Annotated in this window: 21 protein-coding genes and 1 pseudogene; 12 read left to right on the top strand and 10 right to left on the bottom strand. The window is 64.2% G+C overall.

What is annotated here, in order from left to right; translation table 11 throughout:
• From VSR82_RS31640 to VSR82_RS31595, 10 genes are all read left to right on the top strand, one after another.
• A partial coding sequence (locus VSR82_RS31640) for a hypothetical protein (protein ID WP_498858362.1) occupies positions 1–457 on the top strand: 457 nt, incomplete at its 5' end.
• A gap of 345 nt (positions 458–802) precedes the next feature.
• Positions 803–2653: an allophanate hydrolase gene (gene atzF, locus VSR82_RS31635; RefSeq protein ID WP_429457761.1), complete on the top strand. Its 1851-nt coding sequence runs from the start codon at positions 803–805 to the stop codon at positions 2651–2653.
• Between the two features lie 32 nt (positions 2654–2685).
• Complete coding sequence (locus tag VSR82_RS31630) at positions 2686–3783, top strand: BMP family ABC transporter substrate-binding protein (protein WP_498858361.1); 1098 nt, start codon at positions 2686–2688, stop codon at positions 3781–3783.
• A gap of 30 nt (positions 3784–3813) precedes the next feature.
• Positions 3814–4968, top strand: coding sequence for an ABC transporter permease (locus tag VSR82_RS31625; protein ID WP_429456751.1), 1155 nt, complete (start codon positions 3814–3816; stop codon positions 4966–4968).
• The gene (locus VSR82_RS31620) at positions 4961–5887 is read left to right on the top strand and encodes an ABC transporter permease (RefSeq protein ID WP_368582084.1); all 927 of its coding nucleotides are present in this window, start codon (positions 4961–4963) and stop codon (positions 5885–5887) included. Before VSR82_RS31625 ends, VSR82_RS31620 begins: the two co-directional genes overlap by 8 nt.
• A gap of 70 nt (positions 5888–5957) precedes the next feature.
• A complete protein-coding gene (gene biuH, locus VSR82_RS31615; protein WP_368582085.1) occupies positions 5958–6650 on the top strand; it encodes a biuret amidohydrolase in 693 nt (230 codons plus the stop codon).
• A gap of 2 nt (positions 6651–6652) precedes the next feature.
• Positions 6653–8266: an ABC transporter ATP-binding protein gene (locus tag VSR82_RS31610; RefSeq protein WP_429456748.1), complete on the top strand. Its 1614-nt coding sequence runs from the start codon at positions 6653–6655 to the stop codon at positions 8264–8266.
• A 43-nt stretch (positions 8267–8309) separates the two neighbouring features.
• Positions 8310–8972 carry a cysteine hydrolase family protein gene (locus VSR82_RS31605; protein ID WP_429456746.1) on the top strand — a complete coding sequence of 221 codons (663 nt, stop codon included), beginning with the start codon at positions 8310–8312 and terminating at the stop codon, positions 8970–8972.
• Entirely contained in the window at positions 8972–9373 is a 402-nt protein-coding gene (hpxZ, locus tag VSR82_RS31600; RefSeq protein ID WP_429456744.1) for an oxalurate catabolism protein HpxZ, read from the top strand. Before VSR82_RS31605 ends, hpxZ begins: the two co-directional genes overlap by 1 nt.
• Before the next feature lie 83 nt (positions 9374–9456).
• Entirely contained in the window at positions 9457–10194 is a 738-nt protein-coding gene (locus tag VSR82_RS31595) for a GntR family transcriptional regulator (protein WP_008919499.1), read from the top strand.
• 1116 nt (positions 10195–11310) lie between these two features.
• Here VSR82_RS31595 and VSR82_RS31590 read toward each other — a convergent pair.
• Complete coding sequence (locus tag VSR82_RS31590; RefSeq protein WP_429456741.1) at positions 11311–12090, bottom strand: SDR family oxidoreductase; 780 nt, start codon at positions 12088–12090, stop codon at positions 11311–11313.
• Positions 12090–12416, bottom strand: coding sequence for a nuclear transport factor 2 family protein (locus VSR82_RS31585; protein WP_429456739.1), 327 nt, complete (start codon positions 12414–12416; stop codon positions 12090–12092). The genes VSR82_RS31590 and VSR82_RS31585 overlap by 1 nt, the downstream gene beginning before the upstream one ends.
• 94 nt (positions 12417–12510) lie before the next feature.
• Here VSR82_RS31585 and VSR82_RS31580 point away from each other — a divergent pair, with 94 nt between their 5' ends.
• Positions 12511–12846: a winged helix-turn-helix transcriptional regulator gene (locus VSR82_RS31580; RefSeq protein WP_429456737.1), complete on the top strand. Its 336-nt coding sequence runs from the start codon at positions 12511–12513 to the stop codon at positions 12844–12846.
• 346 nt (positions 12847–13192) lie between these two features.
• Positions 13193–13809, top strand: a pseudogene (locus VSR82_RS31575) (alpha/beta hydrolase family protein).
• Between the two features lie 843 nt (positions 13810–14652).
• Here VSR82_RS31575 and VSR82_RS31570 read toward each other — a convergent pair.
• The 8 genes from VSR82_RS31570 to VSR82_RS31535 all read right to left on the bottom strand — a co-directional run bounded on the left by VSR82_RS31570 (position 14653) and on the right by VSR82_RS31535 (position 25598).
• Complete coding sequence (locus tag VSR82_RS31570) at positions 14653–17835, bottom strand: multidrug efflux RND transporter permease subunit (protein WP_498858360.1); 3183 nt, start codon at positions 17833–17835, stop codon at positions 14653–14655.
• A 15-nt stretch (positions 17836–17850) separates the two neighbouring features.
• Positions 17851–18435 carry a GNAT family N-acetyltransferase gene (locus VSR82_RS31565; RefSeq protein ID WP_498858359.1) on the bottom strand — a complete coding sequence of 195 codons (585 nt, stop codon included), beginning with the start codon at positions 18433–18435 and terminating at the stop codon, positions 17851–17853.
• 6 nt (positions 18436–18441) lie between these two features.
• On the bottom strand, positions 18442–18981 hold the full coding sequence (locus VSR82_RS31560; RefSeq protein WP_498858358.1) for a GNAT family N-acetyltransferase: 540 nt from the start codon (positions 18979–18981) through the stop codon (positions 18442–18444).
• Between the two features lie 70 nt (positions 18982–19051).
• Positions 19052–20413: a TldD/PmbA family protein gene (locus tag VSR82_RS31555; RefSeq protein ID WP_498858357.1), complete on the bottom strand. Its 1362-nt coding sequence runs from the start codon at positions 20411–20413 to the stop codon at positions 19052–19054.
• Positions 20413–21849, bottom strand: coding sequence for a TldD/PmbA family protein (locus tag VSR82_RS31550; RefSeq protein WP_498858356.1), 1437 nt, complete (start codon positions 21847–21849; stop codon positions 20413–20415). Before VSR82_RS31550 ends, VSR82_RS31555 begins: the two co-directional genes overlap by 1 nt.
• Entirely contained in the window at positions 21846–23486 is a 1641-nt protein-coding gene (locus tag VSR82_RS31545; protein ID WP_368582108.1) for an ABC transporter ATP-binding protein, read from the bottom strand. Before VSR82_RS31545 ends, VSR82_RS31550 begins: the two co-directional genes overlap by 4 nt.
• On the bottom strand, positions 23483–24592 hold the full coding sequence (locus VSR82_RS31540) for an ABC transporter permease (RefSeq protein WP_498858355.1): 1110 nt from the start codon (positions 24590–24592) through the stop codon (positions 23483–23485). The genes VSR82_RS31545 and VSR82_RS31540 overlap by 4 nt, the downstream gene beginning before the upstream one ends.
• On the bottom strand, positions 24546–25598 hold the full coding sequence (locus VSR82_RS31535; protein WP_368582111.1) for a microcin C ABC transporter permease YejB: 1053 nt from the start codon (positions 25596–25598) through the stop codon (positions 24546–24548). Before VSR82_RS31535 ends, VSR82_RS31540 begins: the two co-directional genes overlap by 47 nt.
• Positions 25599–25605: the final 7 nt, after the last annotated feature.

Here is a 25605-nt window from a genome sequence, read left to right as displayed (position 1 = left end):
GACTCTGCTCCCGTTGAACGGCGAGGCGAATTACCTCGCCCATCAACATGAGAACAGAGTCGGTTTCCTCTCCATTGCTACTACCGCCGGCCGCAGCCCCTTACCGCGCGAGCGGTTTAGTCCCTCGGTCGTGAAGACCCATTCGCATTTCGCCGATGTGGACAAGCACCTGCACCTGATCGTCAATGACAGCAAAGGGTCATGCAGCAGCCACAAAGCGTGTGACTGGCGAGCGTCCGCTTTGGCCGAATTGCGTGCAAAGAACGACCGTCAGGTTTCGGATCTGTACGCGACGCGAGCCAGCAGGCACACGTCAAAGCACTCCTCCGGAGCACGACTCTTGGAACCTGTGCCGCATTCACAACCGGAACCCGATCTTCAGCGGCCGGCCAGAATAGCCGGCTCCAACCGAAGAACCGCTGGCCAAATCCGGAAGCTCGCGGTCAGCGGCAACTGACCCGGAACTGCATCCCTACTGCACGCTAATCCAGATGTCCCGGCATCGGTGTGATGTTGCCAGATTAACCGCCCTCCGGCCCAGCGCCAGAATCCGGTGGGTGACCACCATGGCGCGATAGCCGGGCGGACCACCGCGCGCGCCCTTCTCCTTGGGTAGTGCACGATGAGCGGGACACGTGCACCAACCCTAACCAATCGCGACCCACGCTGGATCACAGGTAGGCAAGTACCAGCGTTCAGGCCAATGTGAAAATCGTTGCCCGGCAAGGACTTTCTGGCAAGTTACCCTCCTTGGCACATTTGCTGCAAGCATGAGCCCAAACTTGTATTCAAGATTGAACGCATGCTTCCCGACGCCTTCTTCAAGGTTCGAGCACTGCTCGAATCCTACGCCACCAAAAGCACGACGCCTCGCGACATCGTCGACACGCTGATCGCCCGGATCGAAGCCTCCTGTCGCCCTGAAGTCTGGATATCGCGCGTGAGTGCCGCCGATCTCGCCAGCCGGGCTGCCGCGCTCGAAGATGCGCGCGGGCGCCTGGGCGCCGCGATCTTTGAGCGGATGCCGCTGTTCGGCGTACCGTTCGCGGTGAAGGACAACATCGACGTCGCCGGCATGCCAACCACCGCGGCCTGCGACGCCTTTGCTTACACGCCCGCAGCCTCGGCATTCGCCGTCGATCGTCTGCTCGACGCCGGCGCCATCCTCATCGGCAAGACGAATCTCGACCAGTTCGCCACAGGCCTTGTCGGCACACGCTCGCCCTATGGCGCCGTGCGACAGTTCGAATCCGATGCGCACATCTCCGGCGGATCGAGCTCTGGCTCGGCGATCGTTGTTGCGGCTGGACTCGCTGCGTTCTCGCTCGGCACGGATACCGCTGGCTCGGGGCGTGTTCCGGCGGGCTTCAACGAGCTCGTGGGCCTCAAGCCGACGCCTGGTCTCGTAAGCAAGCGGGGCGTGGTACCGGCGTGCCGGAGCCTGGACTGCGTGTCGATCTTCGCGCATGACGTGGGCGACGCCTGGGAGGTCCTACTGCAGATGGCGAAGTACGATGGAGACGATGGCTATGCGCGCCGAGTGCCGCCACTCGGACTGCCCCATGCACCGCTGCGCCTCGCCGTACCGGAGCAGTTGACCTTCCACGGCGACGGGCAGGCTCGTCAGGCCTTTGCCGCCACGCTCGACACGATTGCTTCGCGGCTTGCGCTTTCGCCAACAAGCGTGCCGTTCGAACCGATGCAGCGAACTGCCGCGCTGCTTTACGACGGCCCATGGGTAGCGGAGCGTCGTGCCGCGCTCGGTTCCTTCTTCGAGACGAATCGCGCCGACATCGATCCGGTTGTCGCCGAGGTGATTGCGAAAGCGGACGGCTACAGCGCCGTCGACGCGTTCAACGGGCAGTACGCACTCGCCGCCCTGCGGCGCGAAGTGGAAACGCTGTTCGAGGCGATCGACGTCCTCATCGTGCCGACCACGCCCACGCATCCAACCTTCGACGAAGTGCGTGCGGACCCGATCGGGTCGAACAGCCAGCTTGGCATCTATACCAATTTCGTGAATCTGCTCGATCTGTGCGCTCTGGCGGTGCCGGGCATTCGCCGGGCGGACGGCCTGCCAGCGGGCGTGACGCTGATCGCCCCAGCGGGCGCCGACCACCGCCTGGCAGTGCTGGGCGCACGCATCCAGGCGCTCTTCATGGCGCATGCCACACCCGACGACGCTGGCAGCATCGCCGCGCGACCGCTGCCCTTCGAAGAGCCGACGGTGAAGCTCGCCGTGGTCGGCGCTCATCTGCGCGGGCAGCCGCTCTGCTGGCAACTGCTCGAGGCTGGCGCGCGTTTCGTCGAGACCACCACCACGTCTTCGCACTACCGCCTTTACGCGCTCGCCGGCACGAAACCGGCCAAGCCCGCTCTGGTGCATACGCCGCACGAGGCCGGCCAGCCCATCGAAATCGAGCTCTGGGAAGTGCCGCTGCGCAGCTTCGGCGCATTCGTTGCCCACGTGCCAGCGCCGCTCGGCATCGGCAGCGTACAGACAGCCGATGGACTCATCGTTAAGGGCTTTATCAGCGAGCCCTCAGCGGTCGCACCAGGCAGCGGCGCACACGACATCACTGCGTTCGGCGGCTGGCGTGCATGGCTCGCAACGGCGGCTGAAACGCAAGCCCAATCCGATCTGCAAACCTGACTTTATGCATTGAACTCACGAGGAGTCCAACCATGACAGACCGTCGCGATTTTCTCAAGGGCGCTGGCGCCCTCGTCCTAAGCAGCACATTCCCGTTCGACCTCGCTTTCGGTGCCGAGCCGCTTACGCTCGGCGTCCTCTACGTCGGTTCACGCGGCGACTACGGTTACAACCAGGCACAAGCGCAGGCTGCGGCTGTCATCAAGAAGCTGCCGAACGTAAAGGTCGTCGAGGAGGAGAACGTGCCCGAGACCGTCGCTGCCCAAAAGACCATGGAGGCGATGATCGAGCAGGACGGTGCGACGCTCATTTTCGCGACCTCGTTCGGCTACTTCGATCCCCATGTGCTGAAGATGGCCGCCAAATATCCGAAGGTTCGCTTCGCCCACTGCGGCGGTCTCTGGAAGAGCGGCAATCCGGCCAACATCTCCAGCTACTTCGGCTATATCGACGAATGCCAGTATCTGAACGGCGTCGCGGCAGGCCATGCGAGCAAGACGAAGAAGCTGGGCTTCGTCGCGGCCAAGCCTATTCCGCAGGTGCTGCGCAACATCAATTCGTTCACGCTGGGCGCGCAGTCGGTGGATCCGTCGATCACCACGCACGTGATCTTCACGGGCGACTGGTCGATGCCGGTGAAGGAGGCGGAGGCCGCGAACAGCCTCGTCGATCAGGGCTGCGACGTGCTCACGTGTCACGTGGACGGACCCAAGGTCGTGATCGAGACAGCCGAGAAACGCGGCGCGATGAGCTGCGGTTACCACGCAAGCCAGGCGGCGCTGGCTCCGAAGGGCTATCTGACGGGCGCCGAATGGGACTGGGCGACGCCCTACAAACTGCTCGTCACAAACGCGCAGACGGGCAAGCCGCAGCCGAACATTCTTCGCGGCGGCCTGCGCGAAGGCTTCGTGAAGATGTCGCCGTACGGCGCGAAGGTGACTCCCGATGCGCGCACGCAAGCCGACGCCGCGAAGGCGAAGATGGTCGCGGGCGACTACGTCATCTTCAAGGGGCCGATGAAGGACAACAAGGGCGGCAGCGCCATTGCGGCCGGCACGAGCTACGCACAGACCGATATCGCGCTTGAAAGCATGAATTATCTGGTTGCCGGTGTGGTTGGCCAGATCTGAGGACCGCAAGCGCCTTCGTCAGGAGTCGTGATGTCCGCTTCCCTTTCTCCCGCTCACGGGCCGTCGCGAAGACTGCCTGCAAGTCTCGCGCGCCTGCTGCTTGCCCTGTTGCCCGCGTTGCCGACCGTATGTGCAATCGTGGCAACTCTGGCGATCTTCGGCATCTTCCTGCTCGTGCAGGGGCAGCCGGCCATCGAGGCGCTTGGTCTCATTGGCAAAGGCGCGTTCGGCTCGTCGTTCGCATGGCAGAACACCTTGCTGCGTGCCGCACCGCTCATGCTCACGGCTCTGTGCGTCGCGCTGCCTGCCCAGGTTGGCCTGATCGTGATTGGCGGCGAAGGCGCGCTCGCGCTGGGCGGGCTCGCGGCCGCCGTCGTGCCGCAGTGCCTGCCGCATGCTACGCCGTGGATCGTCGCGACGCCGCTGATGGCGATTGCAGGCATGCTGGCGGGCGGCCTGTGGATCAGCGCGGTGGGCGCGATGCGTCAATGGCGTGGTGTCAACGAGACCATCAGCAGCCTGCTGATGTCGTATATCGCCATCGCCGTTTTCAAGTTTTTCGTCGAAGGACCGCTGCGCGATCCCGCGAGTCTCAACAAACCTTCGACGCTGCCCCTCCCCGACGCCATGAGCATCGGCCCGCTGCCGGGACTCGACGTGCACTGGGGCCTCTTCTGGGGCGTGCTCGCGTGTCTCGCTGCCTGGGTGCTCGTGCGTCACAGCACGCTCGGCTTCGCCATGCGCGTAACGGGTGGCAATGTGCGCACGGCGCGCCTTGTCGGCTTGCCTGTGGGCGGGCTCGCGCTCACCGCCTGCGCGCTAGGCGGTGCATCAGCCGGCCTTGCCGGAATGTTCGAAGTCGCGGCCGTGCAAGGCAGCGCGAACGCGTCGCTGCTCTCGGGCTACGGCTATGCGGGCATCCTTGTCGCGTTCGCGGCACGCCAGAATCCGTTCGCCGTGATCGTGTGCGCGCTGATGGTCGGCGGCATCGAGGCGAGCGGCAGTCTGCTGCAACGCCGCCTCGGCCTGCCCGACGCCGCCACGCTCGTGCTGCAAGGCCTGCTTTTCGCAAACCTGCTGGCCTGGGAGGCACTGGCTCCCGGTCTTGCCGGCTTGCGCATGAAACTTCAGGTCGCCGCGCTCGACGCCCCGTCTGCTTCACAGGAGCGTACCCGCCATGTCTGACCTTCATTCGCCCGCTGCGGTGCTGCTGATTTCGCTCTTCGCGGGGGCCATTCGCGTGAGTACGCCGTATCTGTTCGTGAGCCTCGGCGAGTGCCTGACCGAGAAAGGAGGCCGCGTGAATCTCGGTCTCGAAGGCATTCTCGTCTCCGGCGCCATGTGCGGCTATGCGGGCTCGTATCTCTCGGGTTCGCCGTGGATCGGCGTGCTCGCGGCGGCCGCGGCCGGTCTGGTGCTCGGCTGCCTGCATGGGTTGGTGTGCTCGCTGCCGCGTGTTTCCGATATCGCGTTCGGTATCGCGCTCATGCTGTTCGGCACCGGCCTGGCGTTCTATCTCGGCAAGCCGTTCATCGAGCCGCAGGCAGCGATGCTCCCGTCGATCGATCTCGGCGCGTGGGCCGCCTCGCAGCAAGTGCACAACGCGCTGCATATCAATCTGCTCTTCGTGATTGGGGTCGTGCTTGCCGTCGCCTTGCAGTGGGGACTGCGCTCGATGCGCTGGGGCATGACGCTGCGGCTCGTCGGCGAGAACGCCGAGAGCGCGCGTGCAATGGGCTATCCCGTCACGCGGGTACGTGTCATCGCGACGGCGGTTGGCGGGCTCTTCGCGGGCGTGGGTGGTGCCTATCTCTCGCTCGTCTATCCCGGTAGCTGGAACGAGGGGCTTTCGAGCGGCCAAGGCCTGATGGCCGTCGCCCTCGTGATCTTCGCGCGCTGGCAGCCGCTGCGCTGTCTTTGGGCTGCGCTGCTGTTTGGCGCTGCCGGAGCGCTTGGCCCCGCCCTGCAGGCAATCGGCGTGACCAGCGGCTATTACCTGTTCAACGCCGCCCCTTACGTGCTGACGCTCGCGCTCATGATCATCAACTGCCGGCCGGACCGCACGCTGGCGGGCGCCCCCGGCGAGCTGAGCCTGACGCGCTGAGCGCGAACCGCTTCCGACCGACTGAATCCAGAATCGCGTGATCGCGAAAGCGCCCGCCCGGAGAATCGACATGACCCGAACCATCGAAGCCCGCCCCTATTCCTGGCCCTACGACGGGAACCTGCGCCCCGACAACACGGCGCTCGTCATCATCGACATGCAGACCGACTTCTGCGGATACGGCGGCTACGTCGAAAAGATGGGCTACGACCTCTCGCTCACGCGCGCACCGATCGAGCCGATCAAGCGCGTTTTGGGGCTGATGCGCGAACTCGGCTTCACGATCATCCACACCCGTGAAGGGCATCGGCCGGATCTGTCCGATCTGCCCGCAAACAAGCGCTGGCGCAGCCGCCAGGCGGGCACGAACGGTATCGGCATCGGTGACATGGGACCGTGCGGCCGCATACTCGTGCGCGGCGAGCCGGGCTGGGAAATCATCGACGAACTCACGCCACTGCCGGGCGAAATCATCATCGACAAGCCTGGCAAAGGCTCATTCTGCGCGACGGACCTCGAACTGATCCTGCGCACGCGCGGCATTGCGAATCTCGTGCTCACTGGCATCACGACGGATGTGTGCGTCCACACGACGATGCGCGAAGCAAACGACCGCGGCTTCGAATGCACGTTGCTCGCGGACTGCTGCGGCGCGACCGACAAGGGCAACCACGACGCCGCGCTGAACATGGTCCTGATGCAGGGCGGCGTGTTCGGCACGGTGTCCAGTTCGGCGGCGCTTGTCGCTGCCCTGGAGCAGTGACCATGAGCACCGCGACACGCGCGCTCGGCGTCGAGGTGATAGGCGCGAGCAAGTCGTTCGGATCGTTCCGCGCACTCGATGACGTTTCGATCAGGGTCGCTCCCGGAACGGTTCACGCGCTGCTCGGCGAGAACGGAGCAGGCAAGAGCACGCTCGTAAAGGGGCTCGTAGGCTACGGCCTGCTCGATCACGGCACGATCGTGGCCGATGGACGCGAGGTGCACATCGCTTCCCCGCGCGATGCACAAGCGCTCGGCATCGGCATGGTCTATCAGCATTTCACGCTCGCGGCCGGGCTCAGCGTCGCGGAGAACCTGCTCCTCGCGCGCGGCAACCTGTCATGGAAGATCGACTGGGCGGCAGAGCGCAGAGCGCTCGACGCCTTCATGCGCCGGATGCCGTTTCACCTCGAACTCGATGCGCCGGTTTCGTCACTCGCGGCGGGAGAAAAGCAGAAGCTGGAAATTCTCAAGCAGCTGTATCTGGAGCAGCGCTTCCTGATTCTCGACGAGCCCACCTCCGTGCTCACCCCGCAGGAAGCCGACGAAGTGCTGGGCCTCATGCGCACGCTTGCCTCGCGCGGCGACCTCACGGTGCTGATGATCACCCACAAGTTCCGCGAGGTAATGGCCTATTCGGACAACGTCACGGTATTGCGCAAGGGCCGCTTCGTCGGCACCTGCGCGGTGGCCGACACCGACCGCGACCGGTTGGCCGCCTGGATGATGGGCAGCGACGCAAGCGCGCAAACGCGTGAGGGCGCCGCTGAAGTCACCGACGAGTTCAGGCTTGCGCGCCGGCCGCACTCACCCGACGCTCTGGTTCGGCTCTCGCTATCGAGCCTTTCGGTCGTCGACGAGCGTGGGCACGCCGCCGTGCGCGAGGCGTCGCTGAGCGTGCGCGCGGGCGAGATCCTCGGGCTTGCGGGCGTGTCCGGCAACGGTCAGAAGGAACTGATCGAAGCGCTCGTTGGGCAGCGCAAGGTCAAGTCGGGCGCGATGGCCGTAGAAGGTTCGCCCTATGCCGCGACGCGCGTGGAGATGACACGCATGCGCGTGTTCGCCCTTCCCGAGGAACCGCTGCGCAATGCTTGCGTGGCAGGCATGAGCGTGGCCGAGAACATGGCGTTGCGGGATTTCGACCGCGCGCCGCTGCGACGCGGCGGATGGTGGCTCGATCGTCGCGCCATGCGCTCGCGCGCCGAGCGGCTGATTGCAGAATTCAACGTGCGGCCTCCGCTGCCCGAGCGCGCCATCGGCACGCTGTCGGGCGGCAACATACAGCGAGCCGTGCTGGCGCGCGAACTTGGGCACGCAGTGAACGTGCTGATCGTCGCGAATTCTGTGTTCGGACTCGACTTTGCCTCCGTGGCGGACATCCACGCCCGCATTCTCGCGGCGCGCGATGCCGGTGCGGCTGTACTGCTCGTGAGCGAAGATCTCGACGAGCTGCTGGAGCTTGCCGACCGGATCGTGGTGATGGCCGAGGGACGTCTCATCTACGAGACTGCAGCAAGCGAGGCGGATCGAGTGGTGCTTGGGCGTCATATGGCGGGCCACGGCGACGAAGGCAGGCCGCAGACGGCTGAGCCGGCCGAGCTGCACGCAAGCGCCTGAGCGCCACGCGAACGAAGCACAACGCAAACGGAGAAATGTCGCGATGACAACCATCGCCAGCGCAAAGCCCATGCCGTTCACTTTCGACGCGGGTCATACGGCGCTCGTCGTGATCGACATGCAGCGCGACTTCATCGAGCCGGGTGGCTTTGGCGAGGCACTCGGCAACGACGTATCGCTGCTTTCAGGCATCGTGCCGACCGTCGCGCGGCTGCTCGCGCATGCGCGCTCGGCGGGATGGCAGGTCGTGCACACCCGCGAATCGCACGCACCCGACCTGTCCGACTGCCCGCCGGCCAAACGCATGCGCGGCATGCCGAATGCGCGCATTGGCGACGAAGGACCGATGGGCCGCATCCTCGTGCGCGGCGAGCCCGGCAACGCGATCATCGACCCGCTCGCGCCGATCGAAGGCGAACTCGTCATCGACAAGCCCGGCAAAGGCGCTTTCTACGCCACGCGGCTCGGCGAGGAACTGTCGATTCGAGGCATCACGCATCTCGTGTTCGCGGGCGTGACGACCGAGGTCTGCGTGCAGACTTCGATGCGCGAGGCCAACGATCGGGGCTACGAGTGTCTGCTGGTCGAGGACGCGACGGCGAGCTACCTACCGGCGTTTCGCGAAGCGACGATTGCAATGATTCATTCGCAGGGCGGCATCGTCGGCTGGACCGCTCCGCTCGATGCACTGCTGGGGGCAAACTGATGATGGAAGTGAACCGGCCCGAGATCGTCGCGCAGGTCGCGGCAGCTTTCGAGGCTTACGAGCGCGCGCTCGTCGACAACGATGTCGAGACGATGAACGCCTTATTCTGGGACGCACCCGTGACGGTGCGCTATGGCATCGCCGAAATCCAGCATGGTGGCGACGCGATCCGTCGCTGGCGGCAAACCTGCGTGCCGGTGCCCCGCTCGCGCCGGTTGCACCGCACCGTGGTGACGACGTTTGGCGGCGACTACGCGACGGTGAGCACTGAGTTCACGAGCGACACGACGCCTTTGACGGGCCGCCAGATGCAGACCTGGGCACGGCTGAATGAGGCAAACGATAGGTTCGGCGGCTGGATGATTGTGGCGGCGCACGTCAGCCTCATCGAGACCGTTTAAGGGCGGATAATAGGGAGCCGGTCCTGTCGCCCACCACCTCACCGACGCGCCGCACCACTCTCGACGTAATCGATACCTGACTCATGCACGACTTGACCGAAGCCGCCGCCGAATCCTCCGCAGCATCCGGCACGAAGGTGGTCTATAGCGCGAACCCTCTTGCCGAGCAGGTGTACCAGCTGATCAAGCAGGACATCTTCAGCTTTCGGCTGTTTCCCGGCGACCGCTTTTCCGAAAACGATATTGCCCAGCACTACGGCGTGTCGCGCACGCCGATGCGCGATGCGCTCTTCCGTCTCGCACGCGAAGGCTATCTCGTGGTGGGCTTCAGGCGCGGCTGGAAAGTCTGCGATATCGACTTCAATCAACTCGACCAGCTGTATGACCTGCGCATCGTTCTTGAACTGGCGGCGCTCGAGCGGCTCTCGGGTGCCCCACACGATGCCATGGATGCGTTGCGAGCAATATGGTGCGTTGACGAACGGGAACGCGAAAGCCGTCCGGCGACGATGTTCGTGCTCGATGAGGGCTTTCACCGCGGCCTCGTGAGTGCTGCCGGCAACAATGAGATGCTGCGCGTGCACAACGAAGTGACCGAGCGCATCCGCATCGTGCGGCGGCTCGATTTTCTCAAGGCGCATCGCACGAGCGCGACGTATGACGAGCATTCGGCGATGCTCCATCTCATCGATCGTGGCAAGTTTGGCGAGGCTGCCATCCTGCTGCGCGCTCACATTACGCAAAGCAAGCTCGAGGTGAGAAAGATCACGCTGTCGATGCTCGCGACTGCGCGCAACGAGAAGCTGCCCTTCGTCAGCTAGCTGAGTGCACCATTTTCGGTGCTTTGCACACCGAACCCAAATCTTCGGAGCGGGTCGGGCGTGGCTTTTTATCGATTCAGCACGCGGACATTGTCTGCAGGCGCCGAGCGCGCATTGCGACGTACTACGCATGGCGTTCCATATGGCAGAGACGATGTCAGCGGCCGCTGGAACATAGATGACCATTTTGCCTGCGAAACTGCCGTTGGCATGATTAGCCGTCTAACGGCAGAAGTGGGTCGGTTCCGGGCGATCGCGTCGGACAGAGGGCGGCCACTTTCCTCTGCTCGCCTGTGCGCAGCGGTTAGTCGAACGGCTGATCCACTCCGAAACCCGTCCGATGCTCAACGGGCGATTGTCGGCCATTGCCGACGCTCGCCATTCGGCCGCCATGCGTCTGCAGCTCGCCGCTTTGCTGTCGCGATGCGGTGCATTCGAATGTCGGCTTCCCGGAACTGCGAACGAGTCTTGACGACCCTAAACAGCCTGTTGCACCCAGCTTGCCAGTGTCCTTTGACGACCACATATCAGGCACTGGAACATCCCGGTTGACTCGACACTCTGTAACTGGATCGGCTACAAAACGGAAAGCGATACGTGAGGGAGATTTTTCGGCGCCTGTCGACAGCCTTCCTTCTCCCGAAAGTGCGTTGTGAACCCTCGATGCTATGGCACAGACCGTCCTGCGGCATTGGTTTGTGCGGTGAGTATGCGCGCCGAAGTTTTTGGATGGCCTTCGCAAGGTCACTTGAGGATGGCAGACCGAACAGGCGAGCCTAATCTATGCGCTGAAGACAATCGACGTCGCACCGTCGTGACTACGAACCAGCAGCGATCGCGTGCAACAATCGGATTCGCTTCTTATATTGCAACGGGCTCGACGCCTCAAAACGGCGATGGAAACCGACAGCCTTACGACTCGCCCTCGCAGCTTCACTATCGGCAAGCGGAGCGCGCAGGCCCGCGAGGGCCAAAGGCGTCACGGGTCAAGACCGGATGGCAGCGGCTTCCGCGGCGCGGAGCGCACGCCCCAACGCAGCAGCGGTACACCAGGACGCACAGGGTGCCCGGGCGATGAGTGCCGCAGGATCGTATCGGTGTCCCGATGGATCAGTCTTACGCGGTGGGAATCGTTCCGCCGTCGATCACGTACTCTGCCCCGCTGATCGCCGCCGCACGCGGCGAGATCAAAAACGCGATCAGGTTCGCGACTTCCGCCGGCTTACACGGCCGTCCGAGCGGGATGCCACCCAGCGCGTCCATAATGATCTGCTTGCCGCCTTCGTAATCCGTACCGGCCTGGCTGGCAAGCCGCTCTGCCAGCGCAACTGCCGCTTCGGTTTCCACCCATCCCGGCGACACGCGCACGACGCGCACGCCCTTAGGCGTGATTTCCTTCGACAGACTCTTGCTGTACGTGGACAGTGCAGCCTTGGCGGCAGCATAAGCCGTGGTTGATTCCGGCAAGGGCAAACGATTCTGGATGGACGTGACGTGGATGATGACGCCTGCACGTTGCTCAATCATCTTCGGCAACAACGCCCGATCCAGTCGTACGGCTGGAAACAGATTGAGATTCAGTTCTTTCTGCCATTCGGTTTCATCCAGCGCGGCAAAACCGCCTGCCGGGGCTGACGATCCGCCCAGGACATGGATGATGGCGTCCACGCCACCCAGCCGGCTTTCGACGGCCTGTGCTACGGTGGCGCAACCCTCCGGCGTAGTGAGGTCGGCTTCGACGAACATGGCGTCGGGAATGAAGTCCGGCTTGGCACGAGCCGTCGTCAGAATGCGCGCGCCGAGTTCGCCGAGCAGTTCGACGACGGCGCGGCCAACGCCCTTCGTGCCAGCCGTGACCAGCACACGCTTGCCCGTTAGTTCGCGGGTCGTGGTCATCAGTGGATCTCCAGAAATTCAATCTTGTGGTCCGTGAGCCGGAATACATGTTTCAGGTCGGCGAGACCTCCGGGGAAGTTGCCAGCATATTGAGCCACGACAGTGACGCCGGCGTCGTCTTGCACGAACGTCAACGGCTCTACGCTATAGCCATACTTGCGCTGCGCTTCCGCCAGCCAGGTTTCGATTGCTTCGTGTCCCTGATACGTCTGGCCTTCATCGTGGACAACGGCCTTTTCGGAAAAAGCACGTCGCAGCGATGAAGGCGCGGCACCATTGCTCACCTGAAAAAAAGTGGAGACCGCATCGGGTAGTGAAATGTCCATGCCAGTAGCCGCTGAGGGCAAAGTGTCGATACAGGAATTTTCGCTATAAACTTACTATTGAACAAGAACGCACGGAAAAGTAAGTTACCTACCTATGGGAAAGGAATACACCCCCGACACGGCCGCAGTCGGTGTCGAAGCAGTGCTGAAATTGCTGGAAGGGCGCTGGAAGCTGGTCATCCTGTTCCACCTTTTCGATGGCAAGGTGCAGCGCTTCTCTGATCTGGAGAAGCTCGTCCCTGGCATTTCGCAAAAGATGCTCGCGCAGCAGCTACGCCAGTTGGAGGCGGACGGGATCGTGGCAAGAAAGCTCTATGCCCAGGTGCCGCCCAAGGTGGAATACCGGTTGACTGATTGGGGACAAGCACTCTGTCCCGCTCTGGACGCCCTTCTCAAATGGGCGGAGCAGCGCAACGGTTGCCCTAGGTAATCTCCGTTGATTGGCCGAGCAAGCCAAGCCGGATCAGACTCTCCGCGGTCGCAACAATGGCTTCAGCGGCCCAACGGCGCTTCGACCGCTTTGAGCGTCTGTTGATGGAGTCAAAAGAGTCCTGGAACACGACACGATCAATGACCGCAATTGGGCCGGGTTAACGCAGTGTCCTCCGCAATTTGCTCGCCGGATGCCGCCGCAACCGCTCCCCGATGCCTCATTGATGCAGAATCGGCGCAAAGGCCACAACGACACGACCTGAATGCGATGGACGACCTAGAATCGCTTTCCCTGGCACTGCCCGACGGCACTAAGGTCTCTGCGCTCCTCCGAGTGCCGGAGGATGCGCGAGCCCTGTATGTTTTCGCGCACGGTGCCGGGGCGGGCATGCAGCACGCCGGCATGTCGACTTTGGCCGACGCGCTTGCGGCGGCCAAATGTTGCCACATTGCGCTATCAGTTTCCGTACATGGAGCGGGGCTCCAGGCGGGTGGACTCGCCGGCCGTGGCACATGCTGCCGTGCGGGCAGCCGTCGCAGAGGCCCGCCGGCGGCTGCCAGCCCTGCCGCTCTTCGCCGGCGGCAGGTCGTACGGCGGCCGCATGACGTCCCAGGCCCAGGCCATCTCCCCACTCGACGGCGTGCGTGGCCTCGCTTTCGTCGCGTTCCCGCTGCACCGGCGGGCGCGCCCGGCGTGGAGCGGGCACGGCACCTGGCGGACGTCACGGTGCCCATGCTTTTCCTGCAGGGTACGCGCGACAAGCTGGCCGAGTTTCACCTCCTGAAGTCGGTCGTCGAGACCCTCGGGTCACGCGCCACCCTGCATGTGGTGGACGACGCAGATCATTCGTTACACGTGCGCGCGTCCTCCGGCCGGACCGACGCGGAGGTCATGCTCGAACTGGCACGGACGATGTCGGCGTGGTTCTTCGCCGAAGGAGAGTTCGTGCCCGTTACCTGAGCGAGCGCAGGAATGCAGGAATGCGTGTAGCAGAGTCGGGACGGCGAGCCGGCGAATTCGCCGTGCTGCACTCGCGCGCTCAATCCCTTCGCTATCCGCAGATGGTCCGTCGCATAGCCACGATAAGCGACGCCTGTCGCGTCAGCGACGTTTTCCCAGTGCCAGGTGAGTGAATTTGTCAGATCCGCTTGCGGTGATCCGCCTCCGGCAATCGCGGAGGGCATCTGCTTTGATTTGGCCGGCGTCGATCCGTGAGTGATCGCTTAGGGATTCGGGCGGAACCAAGCCCATATTCCCAGCGGTCGAAGTGCGCACACGATGCGGCTGTCGTCGCCACGGGCCGCACTGCATCGAAATACAGACACGACGACGGATTGGCTACCACGTATCGGATCGCGATGCGGTGCGCGAGCAGCGGCGCGTCGCCGCGGCCCACGGCCGCATAGCGCTGCACGTACTGTCCGCCCGCCGAGTGCCCGGCCGGCATCACCTGCTTGAGCGAGGGAAAGAGTCGCCGATCGGCAAGCCGCGCGACGCCCCCTGCTCCGCGCATCCCGACGCCCCCTGCAACAACAGCCCGACGGCGGCGAAAGTCAGCACGCGTGTGCAGAGAGTGGTGAGCATGTCAGTCCCTTGCGTTGTCCGGAGATGAATTCCTTTAACGCAAGCGACGCGCGAATCCGTCGCAACCTGTTCCCTCGTGACAAGCTCGTGTGTGATGTGCCGGGGAATCCCAATCGATCTTCAGCCGACGGCGGTCTTCGGAACGAATGCCACCCTGCGTTACTCGTGGGAAGGTATAAGGGTCCGGTCGCGCACTGCACTCGATCTCGCATAGCTGCCCTAATCGCCCTGCTTCGCCTCCGCCGTAACGACGCGATCGAGCGCGGCCTCCAGCGTACGCCGGTTCCCCGTCTTGCCCTCTGCACGACGCCGCCTGCGCAAGCCCCGTGCGCAGACATAAAACGAGACCGGCGTAAAAATCAACCCAAGTATTGTTGCGACAGTCATGCCACCGAAGACACCTGTGCCAATCGAGTGCCGGCTTTCAGCGCCACCGCCCGTTGAGAACACGAGCGGCACGACACCGACTAGAAATGCCGCCGACGTCATGACGATCGGTCGAAAGCGCATCGTGCACGCCTCGACGATCGCATCGGCGAGACCCGCCCCGCGCGCATGCAGATCGCGCGCGAACTGCACGATCAGAATCGCATTCTTGCCGGCGAGGCCGATGACGGTCACCACGCCGATCTTGAAGTAGATATCGTTCGGCAATCCGCGCAAGAACATCGCTGCAACCGCGCCGATGATGCCGAGCGGCACGACGATCAGCACCGACAACGGAATCTCCCAGCTTTCGTAAAGCGCCGCGAGCACCATGAAGACGGCGAGCAGCGACAACGCCAGCAACTGCGGCGTTTGTTGCGCCGCCTGCGTCTCGGCGAGTGACACGTCGGCCCACTCGAACCCGATACCTTCGGGCAACTGGGCCGCGAGCCGCTCCATCTCCGCCATCGCGGCACCGGAGCTATAACCGTTCGCGGCGCGGCCCGTCACGTCGAGCGCCGGGTAGCCGTTATAACGCGTCAGGACGCTCGGCCCGCGCGCCCAGCGCAGCGACGCGAAAGCCGAGAACGGCACCATCTTGCCCGCCTGGTTGCGCACCGTGAGTGCGAGCAGATCGGCGTCCGTCATCCGGGTCGCAGCATCGCCGCCGACGAGCACGCGCAGCATGCGTCCCCCCGCTGGGTAATCGGCGATGTACGACGTGCCGAATGTCGCACCGAGTACGTCGGCGATGGCATCGAACGACACGTCCATCGCATAAGCCTTCGTGCGGTCGACCTCGACGGTTACGCGCGGCGCGTCAGGCAGCGTCTCCGAGTGCACGTCGGCCAGCACGCGGCTTTGCTTCGCGAGTTCGATAAGGCGCTCGCGCGCCGCGTCGAGCACCTCCTTGCCCACGCCGCCGCGATCTTCGAGGTGGAACGTAAAGCCGTCGGCGTGGCCGAGCCCGGGCACCGATGGCGGCAACTGCGCGAATACTTCGCCGTCGAGGATCCTGGCGAATTCGCGGTTCAGTCTGTCGCGCAAGGTCACTGCATCGACATTGCGTCGTTCCCAGTCTTTCAGCGACACGAAGGCCATGCCGACGTTCTGCCCGCTGCCCGCGAAACTCCAGCCGATTACCGAGGTCACGTTTTCGACGGCTGGCTCCGTCTGCAGGATCGATTCGACCCGGCGCAGCACCGCGAACGTCCGCTCCTGTGAAGCACCAGCCGGTAGTTGCACCATCACCTGAAGCTGCCCCTGATCTTCCGTCGGCAAAAAGCCCCCGGGCATCGCCGCGTAAAGCAACCCCGCCGCACCGATCAGCGCGATATGCACGGCGAAGGCCAGCTTCGATCGTCCGAGCAATCGAGTCACCCAGGCGCCGTAAAGACGCGTCGCCCCATCGAAGCCGGAGGCAAACTTCGCAAGCCAGCGCTCGATGACACCGCCGCGCGAAGCGTTACGGTGCCGCGGCGGCTTGAGCAAATTCGCGCATAGCGCGGGCGCGAGGCAAAGCGCCATGAACGCCGACACCAGAATCGCCGAGATCATCGCGATCGAGAACTGCCGGTAGATTCCGCCCACGCCGCCGCTGAAAAACGCCATCGGCAGGAAGACGGCAATGAGCACGGCCGTCACGCCGCCGATTGCGCCGCCGATCTGCCGCATCGCCTTGCGCGTCGCTTCGCGCGGCGCCAGTCCCTCCTCGTGCATGATCCGTTCGACGTTTTCCACGACGACGATCGCGTCATCGACGAGAATGCCGATCGCAAGCACGAGCCCGAATAGCGTGAAGACGTTGATCGAGAGGCCGAACGCGTGCATGGCGAGGAACGAGCCCAACAGCGTGACGGGAATCACGACGGTCGGCACGAGCGCGTAGCGCAGCTCGCGCAGGAACAGCCACATCACGCAGAATACGAGAACGATCGCCTCGCAGAGCGTCAGGACGACCTCCTTGATGGCAATCTTGACGAAGTGCGCGCCGTCGTAGGGAATCCGCACCTCGATGCCTGCTGGCAGCGTCTTCGACAATGCGTCGATGCGCGCGCGGATCGAGTCCGACGTGGCGAGCGCGTTGCCGAGCGGCCCGAGCTGGATGCCGACGGTCGCGGCCGAATGGCCGTTCAGGCGTGACCAGAAGGTATAGCTGTCGCGCCCAACCTCGACGCGGGCCACGTCGCCGAGCCGCACCACGCCCCCGCCCGGCTGCGCCTTCAGCACGATCGCGGCGAACTCGGCCGGGGTGCGCAACTGCCCATGCACGTTGACGGACGCGGTCAGCGCCTGCCCGGCCGTGGCTGGCGCATCGCCTATCGAGCCCGCCGTGACGGTCGAATTCTGTGCACGGATCGCGGCGCTGACGTCGGCGGGAGACAGGCTGTATTCGCGCAGCTTTACCGGATCGAGCCAGATACGCATCGCCTCGTCGGCGTCCCACAGTTCAGCCGAGCCGACGCCTGGCGTGCGTTTCAATTCGCGCAGCAGATAACGGTTCAGATAGTCGCTCAATGTCGTGGAATCGCGTGTGCCGTCGGTCGACACCAGCGTGACGAGCATGAGGAACGTGTTCGCCGCGTTGAAGACACTGATGCCCTGCTGCACGACCTGCTGCGGCAAACGCGGTTCGACTTGCTTCAGGCGGTTCTGCACGTCGACCATTGCCAGGTCGGGATTCGTGCCGGGCGTGAACATGACATCGATCTCGAGCTCGCCGAGCCCGTCGCTCGTCGTCTCGTAGTACGAGAGTCCCGTTGCGCCGTCGAGGCTCTGCTCGATCAGGCTCGCGACGTCGCTGTCGATCTGCTCGGCTGTCGCGCCGGGGTAAGTCGCGGAGATGACGACGCGCGGCGGCGCAAGGCGCGGATACTGCGAGACTGGCAACTGCGTGATGGCAAGCGCACCGGCCACCATCACGGCGAACGCGATCACCCACGCGAAAACCGGTCTGTCGATGAAGAAGAAGGGCACGTGTGGGGTCCTGGGTCAGAGGGCTGCAGTGGAATCCGTGAGCACTTGCGCCGGACCGAATTCGGGCGCGCTGGCGATGCGCGCCATATGGAAGACGTCGTGCAGCGCACCGTCGCGTACAGCGTCGGCCCGTGCGCGCGCTTCCATCACGAAGCCGAACTTCTGATACAGCGCGATCGCCGGGGCATTGTCCGCGAATACGCTGAGCTCGATGCGGCGCAGGCCGAGCGCATTGTCGGCGGCTTCGAGTAGCGCACCGAGCAGCAGCGAGCCCACGCCGCAGCCGTGATACGCGTCGTGCACCGCGATGCCAAGCGAAGCGCTGTGCGCGCGCCGCCCCGTGTGCACCATGAGTCCAGCCTGTCCGATCAAACGCCCTTCACATTCGGCGACGACTATCATCGAATTCGCTGCGAGATTCTCGAGCCAGTCGCGCAGCGATGCGGCGGTGCGATAACCGTGCGAAAGAATGCCGGGCCGCACACCAGGCAGGTTCATGAGCGCGGCGATCGCCTCGCAATCATCGAGTTCGGCAGCGCGTAGACGCACCGTCTTCGCGAACGCGACGTGGGCCGCCACGGCTTCACCATGGTGATTCATCGGGCGTCACTCCGTAATGTGAGGCAGTGGCGCGCTCAGGCGCCCCATCAGATACGCATCGACAAGGGCGCCCTGACGCAGCATATAGCCACGCAGCCGCCCTTCGATCTCGAAGCCGGACTTGCGATACAGCGCGATGGCGGCATCGTTGTCGACGAACACCTTGAGTTCGAGCCGACGTAGGCCGAGCCAGTTGTCGGCCAGATCGATCACTTCGCCCACGAGGCGCGTGGCGACGCCCCGACGACGCCAGTCGCCGTGTACGCCGACGCCGATCGCGCCGACGTGAGCCCGACGAGTCCTGCCGACCTCGATCTGGGCGTGGCCGATCAACTGCTCGCCCACCCAGGCGCCGATTTCGATGTGCTGCGGCGGACGCTTCTCGATCCACTCGCGCGTGGATTCCACCGAGCGAAAGGGTGTTTGTGGATCGCCGTGCGACATCGACGGCGCGTAGATCAACGCGTGCAACTGTTTGGCGTCGCGCACGCCAATCGCGCGCAGCGTGAGCGGCTCGCGCTGGTCCGAAGTTGAGTCGGTCGACATCTGTGCCTCCTTGTTGTTTTACGTCGTGCCGCACTTCCGTAATGCGTGACCACCTGGCCAGCGCGCCGCGCTACAACACCAGCTCGAACGACTTTACAAGCGCGCCGGGCAGTTGTAGACCACCGGTCGCGCGCTGTCCCCACGTGGCGTCGGAGAGCAGCAGTTCCGGACAAGCCCCAAGCGCTTCGAGACGTTCGCCAAGCAGGCCGTAGAGGCTGTCGTCGAAGCGCATCGCGTCGACGGGCGCAACGATCTCGCCGTCCTCCACCCAGAAGGTCGCGAAGCGCGTCATGCCGGTCAGGCGACAATTCATGCGGTCCGAGAAGTTCACGTACCACAGGTTGCCGACATAAAGTCCGGTACCGAGGCGTGCGAGCACGTCGTCCTCGACGAGGTCGCCGCCGGCCATCGCAAGCGAGGTGGGCAGTTCCTCCGGCAGTGCGCCGTTCGGTTCGAGCCCGCACTCGCGCGCAGAACGCGCGCTCGTTAGCTGGCCAACGCTGCGACCCGCGTCTATCAGTGGCACGCTCTCACGTAGATAGCCGTCGTCGTTGAAACCGGGTGCGATGCCAAGTTCAAGCGATTCCGCCAGCGCCACGCGCGCGTCGAACGCGCACGCGCCGGTGTGGAGCTTGTAGAGTGGACTCATTGAGTTCGCCTGGGCACGCGCCGAAAAGCCATTCGAGGCCATCGATTCCACCAACTCCGAAAGCGCTGCCGGTGCGAGCCAGGCGCGATAGCCGCCCGGCGTGAGCACGCGCGGCGTACGCAGCAACACGGGCAAGCGCGCCGCCGCCTCGCTCACCTTGCCCGCGAACACGACGTCGTCCCACGCGTCGCCCGCGTAGGTCGTCTTGATCGCGCGCCCGTTTGGCTGATAGAGGGACCAGCTGAAATTGAAATTCTTCACTTCGTACCAGCCGCGGCTACCCGAGGTCGAGGCGAAGCCGCGCAAAACCGTGCCGCCCGCGTAGAAGCCCACGAAATCGAGACCCTGCGCACACTGCGCGACGAGTTCGACGAGCGCTTGCGGCTCCGGGAGCCTACCGCTGCGGTGCGTGCTGCGCGACCACGCCGTGCTATCGAACAGCACATGCGGATCGTCGGGTGCGTCCAGCAGGCTTTCGCGCAGCGCCGCGAGCGCTTTGTCCACGTCACGCACGTCGGCGTGGGTGTCGCCGCTCAGGTCGAGCGTGAAATACGCCTGACGCGCACCGTTCACGAGCCGCAGTGTCAATCGCCCCTGCTCCACCTGACCGCTTTGCCGCACCTTGCCCGCGTTGAAGCGGATGAAATCCGACTGCTCGCCCGCAAACGAACTAAGCACGGTCTCACCGGGTCGGCGCAGGCGCTCAATCGCGCTGGCGAGCATCATGAAACGCGCGTGCCAGTCGATCGCCTCGACGCCGCCCGGGAAAAGCATCTCGGTCATCACGCGCCTCCGAATACTTCGACGTTCGAAAACACGCAAGCGGGCGACGCATGACCCACACGGATCACCTGCGCGGGTTCACCCTTGCCGCACATTGGTGTGCCGTAGATTTCGCGCGTGGATGCATTGCCAACCGCGGCGAGGCTGCGCCAGAAGCTCGCGGAAACGCCACGATAGTTCGGACGCTTGACGACCTGCGTGAGGTTTCCGTTCTCGATCAGCTGGCCGAATTCGCAGCCGAACTGGAACTTGTTGCGATGATCGTCGATGGACCAGGACGTGTTGGTTTTCATAAGGATGCCATGCTCGATGCCCGCGATCAGCACGTCGAGCGACGATTCACCGGGTTCAATGTTGAGGTTCGCCATGCGGTCGATAGGCGGCCGGTTCCAGTTGGATGCGCGCGAGTTCGCCACGCCAGGCAGTCCCGCCCGCTGCTGTGACAGCGCGCCGCCGAGCGGCCGTTCCAGCACGCCGGCACGAATCAGATATTGGCGGCTGGCGGCGCTGCCGTCGTCGTCGAACGCGTAGGCGGCGGCTTCTTCGCGCACATCCGGGTCGAAGGTCACGTTCAGCAATTCCGAGCCGTACTGGTAGTGGCCGAACATCTCCGGCTTCACGAAGCTCCAGCCCGCGAAATTGCGCTCGTCGCCGAGAATGCGGTCGAGTTCGAGTGGATGGCCAATCGATTCGTGAATTTGCAGCATCATCTGGTCGGGCATCAGCAGCAAGTCGCGGCGGCCGCTGGGACAGTTCGGCGCGGCCAGCAGTTGCAGCGCCTCGTCGGCCACGCGCGCACCAGCGCCGTCAAAGCCGTAGCGCGCGAGGATATCCATGCCGCCCTGCGCGAGCGTCCCATAGTGGCCCGCGAGCGTTCGCTCCTGGGTGTCGCCGTCGCCGTGCGCGACTGCCGAAAGGCTCGGCATGAGAAAGCGCAACTGTTGATCGATGCGCACGCCATCGCTCGTCAAGTAAAGCTGATCGCAGTGCGTCACTTGCATGCCGGCCACGCGCTCGACGATGCGCTCGCCCAGATTTGCAGCCGCGCATTCGTGCGCGAGCCGTTCGAGCCATTCGCGCCGCGACGGCAGAGCGCCCTGTGCATTCGGTGACACATAGCTGCCGCTTTGCGTCGGCCGCGCAATCTCGCGATGGTCGATGAGCGTGTGTGCCGCGCTCGCCTGCGCACGTGCGGCGGCGATGTCGAGCGCGCGTTGCAGGCCGCTTGCCGAAAGATCCGCGGTCGCCGCGTAGCCCGCGCCCGCACCGGCCCACGCCGTCACCATCGCACCGCGCTCGCGTGCGGTGGAAAGCGGCAAGGCCACGTCGTTGCGCACAACGTGCTCGTCCGTGCGTTCGTCCACGAAACGCACCGACCAGAAATCGGCATCGCTGCGCAATGCGCGCGCGGCCGATGTCCAGAGTTCTTCGATCATGCAATGTTCTCCTTGAGCGCGGCGTTCTGCAGAATCGACGCCGCGAGCAACGACTGGGTATAGGGATGCGAAGGTGCGTCGAACACGTCGAGCGTGTCGCCGGTCTCCACGATCCGCCCCGATTTCATGACGACCACGCGGTGCGCCATCGCGCGGATCACGGCCAGATCATGCGTGATGAAAAGGTAGCTGAGCCCATACTTTTTCTGCAAGCGCGTCAACAGGCCGAGCACTTGCTGCTGCACCGATACGTCGAGCGCACTCGTCGGCTCGTCGAGCACGATCAATTCGGGCTCTACGGCAAGCGCGCGCGCAATCGCGATCCGTTGTCTCTGACCGCCCGAGAATTCGTGCGGATAACGCAGCAGCACGTCGGCGGACAAACCGACCTCCTGCAGCAGCTCGACGATACGCGCCCTGCGTTCAGGCGCATCGAGCTGGGGACGATGAACCCGCAACCCCTCGCCGACGATCTGCTCGATCGTCATGCGCGGCGAAAGCGAGCCGAACGGATCCTGGAACACGATCTGCATGCGCGCAGACAGCGCACGCCAGGCCTTGCTGGACGATCGATATTCGCGCAGCGGCTTGCCGGCCACCTTGACGTCGCCGACCGTGGCCCGCTGCAAGCCGAGCACCGTCGAGGCGAGCGTCGACTTGCCGGAGCCGGATTCCCCGACGATGCCGAGCGTCTCGCCGCGGCGCAGCGTGAGATCGACTTCGTGCAGCGCGCGGAACGCCGTCCTGCCGAACAACGAACGCCAGCCTTTGGCGCTCGTTCGATAGTCGACCGCGAGCCCCTCGATTGACAGCACGTTCTGCGCATCATCAGGCACGGTCTCGATTGCGCGACGCGGCTCGCTATCGAGCAATCGCTTCGTGTAAGGATGTTGCGGATTCGCGAACAGCGCTTCGGTCGTGTTCGTTTCGACGAGCACGCCCTTCTCCATGACGGCGACGCGCTGCGCGAACCGCCGCACAAGATTCAGGTCATGCGTGATCAACAGCACGGCCATGCCGCGCTCCCGCGCCTCCTGCTCCTGCAAGCCGATCAGCAGGTCGACGATCTGCTGGCGCACCGTCACATCGAGCGCCGTGGTCGGCTCGTCGGCCAGCAGCAGCCGCGGGCGGCACGCGAGCGCCATCGCGATCATCGCGCGCTGGCGCTGGCCGCCCGACAGTTGGTGCGGGTAGCTGTCGATGCGGCGTTCGGGTTCGGGAATGCCCGTACGGCGCAGCAACTCGATGCCGCGCTCGCGCGCCGCGTTCGGGCGCAGCCCCTCGTGCAGCCGCAGGCTCTCCGCGATCTGCTGGCCCACCGTATAAAGCGGATTGAGCGCCGTCATCGGCTCCTGGAACACCATCGCGATATCGGCGCCGCGTACGCCGCGCATCTGCTGTTCGCTCTTCGTCAGCAGGTCTTCTCCATCGAAGACGATGCGGCCCGTGTGCGTGGCATCGCGCACGAGGCGCAGCACCGACAGCGCGGTCACGCTCTTGCCCGAGCCCGATTCGCCGACGAGCGCAACACGCTCGCCGCGGCCGATCGCGAGGTTGACGTCGAACACGCATTGCCTGTCGCCGAACGAGACGCAAAAATCTTCGATGCTGAGCAGCGGTTTGCAGTTTTCGCTCATTTCCCACCTCCGAACGCCGAGCCGCGGTTGCGGGTATCGAGCGCGTTGCGCAGCGCGTCGCCCATGAACGTCAGAAGCAGCAGCGTGGCGACGAGCGCGGAGAACACCGATACCGAGATCCACCAGGCGTCCAGATTGTTCTTGCCCTCCTGCAACAGTTCGCCGAGGCTCGGCGTGGGCGGCGGAACGCCGAGGCCGAGAAAGTCGAGGCTCGTCAGTGAGAGAATCGCGGCGCTCATGCGAAACGGCAGGAACGTGATGACCGGTGTCAGGCTGTTCGGCAATATGTGACGCCAGATGATCTGCCAGTTCGAGAGTCCCATCGTGCGCGCGGCCTTCACGTAGTCGAGCGCGCGATTGCGCAGGAATTCCGCGCGCACGTAATCGGACAACAGCAGCCAGCCGAACATCGACAGCAGGATGAACAGCAGCCAAAGCGTCGGCTCGAAGATCGAGGCGAAGATGATGAGCAGATAGAGGTCCGGCATCGACGACCAGATCTCGATCAGGCGCTGGCCGATGAGGTCGGTCCGTCCGCCGTAGAAGCCTTGCAGCGCACCCGTCAACACGCCAAAGAACACGCCTGACAAGGTCAGCGCGATCGCCATCAGCACCGAGACCCGAAAGCCGTAGAGCAGCCGCGCGAGAACGTCGCGCCCGAACTGATCGGTGCCGAGCCAGTTCGCGGCGCTCGGCGGCGCCGGAAACGGCCGCTCGGCGAAATAGTCGATCGTGTCGTAGTAGTTGTGGTTCGGCGCATAGACCGCGAAATTTCCGTTTGCCTCCAGGCGGGAGCGGATATACGGATCCAGATAGTTGGTCTTCGCGGGGAAATCGCCGCCGAACTGCGTCTCCGGATACTCCTTCAGAATCGGGAAGTAGTAGTGCCCGTCGTAGCGCACGACGAGTGGCTTGTCATTGGCGAGCAGTTCGCCGGCAAGGCTGACGACGAACAGCGCGACGAATACGATCAGACTCCAGTAGCCGAGCTTCTGGCTCTTGAAGCGCAGCCAGGTGCGTCGCCACGGCGAGACCGACACGGAGGACGCCGCGGCCGCCTTAGCGGTCCACGCGGTCGAATTGGATGCGGGGGTCGACGATGACATAGCAGACATCAGCAATGAGTTTGGTTAGAAGGCCGATCAGGGTGAAGAGAAACAGCGAGCCGAGCACCACCGGGTAGTCGCGGCGAATCACCGAGTCGTACGACAGCTGACCCATGCCGTCGAGCGAGAACAGCGTCTCGATCAGCAGGTTGCCGTTCAGGAACGCGCCGACGAACGCAGCGGGCAGCCCTGTCAACAACGGAATGGCGGCGTTGCGCAGCACGTGCTTCCACAACACGTCGCGCTCGGGCGCACCTTTGGCGCGAGCCGTCAGTACGTATTGCCGGCCGATCTCTTCGAGGAACGTGTTCTTCGTCAGTATCGTCACGATCGCGAAGTTGCCGACCACGGACGCCGTCACGGGCAGCACCATGTGCCAGACATAGTCGAGCACCTTGCCCACGGCGGACAGATCGGCGAAGTCGTCCGATGTGAGTCCGCGCATCGGAAAGAGCTGCCAGAACGTGCCGCCGCCGAACAGCATCAGCAACAACACGCCGAGCACGAATCCGGGAATCGCGTAGCCGACGAGGACGAGTACGCTCGTCACCGCATCGAAGCGCGAGCCGTTGCGCACGGCTTTGGCGATGCCGAGCGGAACGGCCACCGCGTAAGTCAGCATCACGGTCCAGAGCCCGAGCGAAATGGAGACTGGCAACTTGCTGCGGATCACCTCCCACACGCTCTTGTGCTGGAAGTACGACTGGCCGAGATCGAACGTCGCGTAACTCTTTAACATCAACAGGTAACGTGTGTGCGCCGGCTTGTCGAAGCCGAATTGCTTCTTGATCTGCTCGATCTGCTGCGGGTCGAGGCCCTGGTTGCCGTGGTAGCCGCTGCCGCCGCCACCGTCGGCACCGTGGCGCGACTCGCCGTGACGAAGCTGGGTCACCATCTGCTCCACCGGGCCGCCCGGCACGAACTGGGTCACGACGAAAGTCAGCGTGACGACACCGATGATCGTCGGCACCATCAACAGCAGACGTCTGAGAATGTAGGCGAACATGACGCTC

This window comes from Burkholderia sp. JPY481 (assembly GCF_038900515.1).
Taxonomy (GTDB): Bacteria; Pseudomonadota; Gammaproteobacteria; order Burkholderiales; family Burkholderiaceae; genus Paraburkholderia; species Paraburkholderia youngii.
Note: the sequence above shows the minus strand (reverse complement) of the source record. Positions and strands in the feature narration are given on the sequence as shown.

What these genes read in the sequence shown, in the direction of transcription:
- VSR82_RS31565 (WP_498858359.1), bottom strand. Translation starts at nt 18,435, where the DNA reads ATGAATCACCATGGTGAAGCCGTGGCGGCCCACGTCGCGTTCGCGAAG.
- hpxZ (WP_429456744.1), top strand. Translation starts at nt 8,972, where the DNA reads ATGATGGAAGTGAACCGGCCCGAGATCGTCGCGCAGGTCGCGGCAGCT.
- VSR82_RS31605 (WP_429456746.1), top strand. Translation starts at nt 8,310, where the DNA reads ATGACAACCATCGCCAGCGCAAAGCCCATGCCGTTCACTTTCGACGCG.
- VSR82_RS31625 (WP_429456751.1), top strand. Translation starts at nt 3,814, where the DNA reads ATGTCCGCTTCCCTTTCTCCCGCTCACGGGCCGTCGCGAAGACTGCCT.
- biuH (WP_368582085.1), top strand. Translation starts at nt 5,958, where the DNA reads ATGACCCGAACCATCGAAGCCCGCCCCTATTCCTGGCCCTACGACGGG.
- VSR82_RS31545 (WP_368582108.1), bottom strand. Translation starts at nt 23,486, where the DNA reads ATGAGCGAAAACTGCAAACCGCTGCTCAGCATCGAAGATTTTTGCGTC.
- VSR82_RS31540 (WP_498858355.1), bottom strand. Translation starts at nt 24,592, where the DNA reads ATGTCATCGTCGACCCCCGCATCCAATTCGACCGCGTGGACCGCTAAG.
- VSR82_RS31590 (WP_429456741.1), bottom strand. Translation starts at nt 12,090, where the DNA reads ATGACCACGACCCGCGAACTAACGGGCAAGCGTGTGCTGGTCACGGCT.
- VSR82_RS31550 (WP_498858356.1), bottom strand. Translation starts at nt 21,849, where the DNA reads ATGATCGAAGAACTCTGGACATCGGCCGCGCGCGCATTGCGCAGCGAT.
- atzF (WP_429457761.1), top strand. Translation starts at nt 803, where the DNA reads ATGCTTCCCGACGCCTTCTTCAAGGTTCGAGCACTGCTCGAATCCTAC.
- VSR82_RS31630 (WP_498858361.1), top strand. Translation starts at nt 2,686, where the DNA reads ATGACAGACCGTCGCGATTTTCTCAAGGGCGCTGGCGCCCTCGTCCTA.
- VSR82_RS31595 (WP_008919499.1), top strand. Translation starts at nt 9,457, where the DNA reads ATGCACGACTTGACCGAAGCCGCCGCCGAATCCTCCGCAGCATCCGGC.
- VSR82_RS31555 (WP_498858357.1), bottom strand. Translation starts at nt 20,413, where the DNA reads ATGACCGAGATGCTTTTCCCGGGCGGCGTCGAGGCGATCGACTGGCAC.
- VSR82_RS31620 (WP_368582084.1), top strand. Translation starts at nt 4,961, where the DNA reads ATGTCTGACCTTCATTCGCCCGCTGCGGTGCTGCTGATTTCGCTCTTC.
- VSR82_RS31610 (WP_429456748.1), top strand. Translation starts at nt 6,653, where the DNA reads ATGAGCACCGCGACACGCGCGCTCGGCGTCGAGGTGATAGGCGCGAGC.
- VSR82_RS31585 (WP_429456739.1), bottom strand. Translation starts at nt 12,416, where the DNA reads ATGGACATTTCACTACCCGATGCGGTCTCCACTTTTTTTCAGGTGAGC.
- VSR82_RS31580 (WP_429456737.1), top strand. Translation starts at nt 12,511, where the DNA reads ATGGGAAAGGAATACACCCCCGACACGGCCGCAGTCGGTGTCGAAGCA.
- VSR82_RS31535 (WP_368582111.1), bottom strand. Translation starts at nt 25,598, where the DNA reads ATGTTCGCCTACATTCTCAGACGTCTGCTGTTGATGGTGCCGACGATC.
- VSR82_RS31560 (WP_498858358.1), bottom strand. Translation starts at nt 18,981, where the DNA reads ATGTCGACCGACTCAACTTCGGACCAGCGCGAGCCGCTCACGCTGCGC.